Consider the following 2400-nt stretch of genomic DNA (forward strand, 5'->3'; position numbering starts at 1 on the left):
ACCGCCCGTTTTCGCTGTGACCAGGAGGCAAGCCAGTGCTGATCGTCACCACCAACGACCTGCCCGGCTGGGAGATCCAGCGGGTCTGCGGCGAAGTGTTCGGGCTGACCGTCCGTTCGCGAAACGCCTTCTCCCAGATGGGCGCGGGATTCAAGGCGATGTTCGGCGGCGAGCTGGCCGGCATGACCAAGAACCTGGCCGAGAGCCGGAACGAGGCGATGGGGCGGCTGATCACCGAGGCGCGCAATCGCGGCGGCAACGCGATCGTGGCGATGCGGTTCGATACGACCGAAATCGGCGACGTGTGGACCGAGATCTGCGCCTACGGCACGGCGGTCCAGGCGACACCGCTGACCGAGGCCGCGAAATACACGGCCAGCCAGCTGGGTTATGGCTCCCCGCCTCCACAGCAGTGAGCGGCGGTTTAGACTGACTCTCGTCCTGACGGGCAACGGAATCTGGTGAAATTCCAGAACGGTCGCGCCACTGTCGATAGTCAGACCCATGGCCCGTCGTCACCAGAGGGGACGCGGTTATCCCCCGGAAGGAGAGTCGATCGTGCCGAACCTTGAGACGACCCGGACCCGATCGGTTGATTTGTCGGCCGCCGGCGCCGCGGCCTGGTTGGCGGGAACCGCCTTCCTGGCCCTGTTAGCGCTGTACTTCGTCGGCGTGGACCAGGGCGCGGTGTCGCTGTTCGGCAGCGATTCGCACGTGCACGAGTTCGTGCACGACGCGCGGCACCTGCTCGGCTTCCCCTGCCACTGATCGCGTGGAGAAGCGTCTGATCGGGCGCGGCTTGCTGGCCGGTGCAATCGGCGCGGTGCTGGCGTTCGCCTTCGCCCGCCTGTGCGCCGAGCCGGTGATCGGCCGCGCGATCGCCTTCGAGGACGGCCGGGCCGACGCGGAGAACGCTCATGGTGTGCACGAGCACGGCGCCGAGTTGTTCAGCCGCGGGGTGCAGTCCAACGCCGGGCTGGGCTTCGGATTGCTCATCTTCGGCGTCGCGCTGGGCGCGCTGTTCAGCGTGCTGTTCTGTGTGATCGCCGCGCGCGTGACAAGCGTTGGGCCACGTGCGCTTTCGCTGCTCTTGGCGGCGGCCGCCTTCGTCGCGGTCTACCTGGTGCCGTTCGTGAAGTATCCGCCCAACCCGCCGGCGGTGGGCCAGGCGGACACGATAGGGGCGCGCACCGGCTGGTACCTGGTCATGGTGCTGGCCTCGGTGGTGCTGACCATCGCGGCCGTGTGGCTGGCGCGGTTCCTGACCGCCCGCCTCGGCGCGTGGAACGGGCGGCTGCTCGCCGCGGGCGGCTACGTCGCGGCGGTCGCGGTGCTGGCGATGTCGTTGCCGGACATAGACGAGACCCCCGGGCCGCTGCGCGACGCGTCGGGCACGATCGTCTATCCGGGCTTTCCCGCCGACGTCCTCTACGACTTCAGGCTGCTCTCGTTGTCCGCGCAGTTGGTGCTGTGGGTGACCGTCGGCGTGGTGTTCGCGACGCTCGCCGGGCGGTTGCTCGAGGAGCGCGCGCCGAGCATCAACGCGTGACCGGTGTCCTGCGGCTGACGATGGTGTCACACGCGATGACCGACGCCATGGCGTCCGCGCGATTTCCGCTCGACGAACCGCTCAGCGACGTCGGACGTGGGCAGGTGAAAAAGGTTGGCTTCAAAGCCAAGACGCACCTCGCCGCGCCCGAGCGGCGCGCCTGTGAAACCGCGGAGCTGCTGGGCCTGGCGGCCAGCGTCGAGCCCCGGTTGGCCGACATCGATTGCGGGACATGGCGCGGGCAAGCGCGGGAGACAATCGACCCGCGGGACCTCGAGGCGTGGCTGACCGACCCGGGCCGGGCGCCGCACGGTGGCGAGTCGATCGTCGCCCTGGTCGAACGGGTGGCGGGATGGCTGAAGTCGGTGAACCAGCCGACCGTGGCGGTGACGCATCCCGCGGTCATCCGGGCGGCGATCCTGGTCGCCCTGGCGGCACCGCCGGAATCGTTCTGGCGCATCGACATTGCGACCGTCAGTCGTACCGTCATGCACCTGCGCGACGGCCGTTGGACGCTGCGGCTGTGAGCGGGGATCGGGTTTTCGAAACTTGTCGTACCGCGCTGCGATGATGGGTTCATGTCTTCGACCGCATCGTCCGACTCCGTGGTGGTGAGCCCCAAAGACCGTCTCGGGGTGCTGTTCGAGGAGTTGGCGGAGTTGGCCGGTCAGCGCAACGCCATCGATGGGCGCATCGTGGATTTGGTCGCCGAGATCGACCGCGAGGAGCTGTGCGGCATGACCGGCGCGCGGTCGGTGCCGGCGTTGGTGGCCTGGAAGCTGGGGTTGTCCTCGACCACCGCGCACACGATCGCCACCGTCGCGCGCCGGGTCGAGGAGTTCCCCCGCTGC

At 68.7% G+C, this 2400-nt stretch carries 5 protein-coding genes; all 5 read left to right on the forward strand.

Translation table 11 applies throughout. The features are described from left to right. The first annotated feature begins 35 nt into the window (after positions 1 to 35). Positions 36 to 416: a YbjQ family protein gene (locus A5701_RS21335; RefSeq protein WP_067758483.1), complete on the forward strand. Its 381-nt coding sequence runs from the start codon at positions 36 to 38 to the stop codon at positions 414 to 416. A 142-nt stretch (positions 417 to 558) separates the two neighbouring features. Beyond that, a complete protein-coding gene (locus tag A5701_RS21340) occupies positions 559 to 768 on the forward strand; it encodes a CbtB-domain containing protein (RefSeq protein WP_067758484.1) in 210 nt (69 codons plus the stop codon). 4 nt (positions 769 to 772) lie between these two features. Next, on the forward strand, positions 773 to 1549 hold the full coding sequence (locus tag A5701_RS21345) for a CbtA family protein (RefSeq protein ID WP_067758486.1): 777 nt from the start codon (positions 773 to 775) through the stop codon (positions 1547 to 1549). After that, entirely contained in the window at positions 1546 to 2076 is a 531-nt protein-coding gene (locus tag A5701_RS21350) for a histidine phosphatase family protein (protein ID WP_067758489.1), read from the forward strand. The genes A5701_RS21345 and A5701_RS21350 overlap by 4 nt, the downstream gene beginning before the upstream one ends. A 51-nt stretch (positions 2077 to 2127) precedes the next feature. After that, a partial coding sequence (locus A5701_RS21355; protein WP_156670193.1) for a DUF222 domain-containing protein occupies positions 2128 to 2400 on the forward strand: 273 nt, incomplete at its 3' end.

The sequence above is a fragment of the Mycobacterium sp. E3305 genome (assembly GCF_001666785.1).
In the GTDB taxonomy this organism is placed as follows: domain Bacteria; phylum Actinomycetota; class Actinomycetes; order Mycobacteriales; family Mycobacteriaceae; genus Mycobacterium.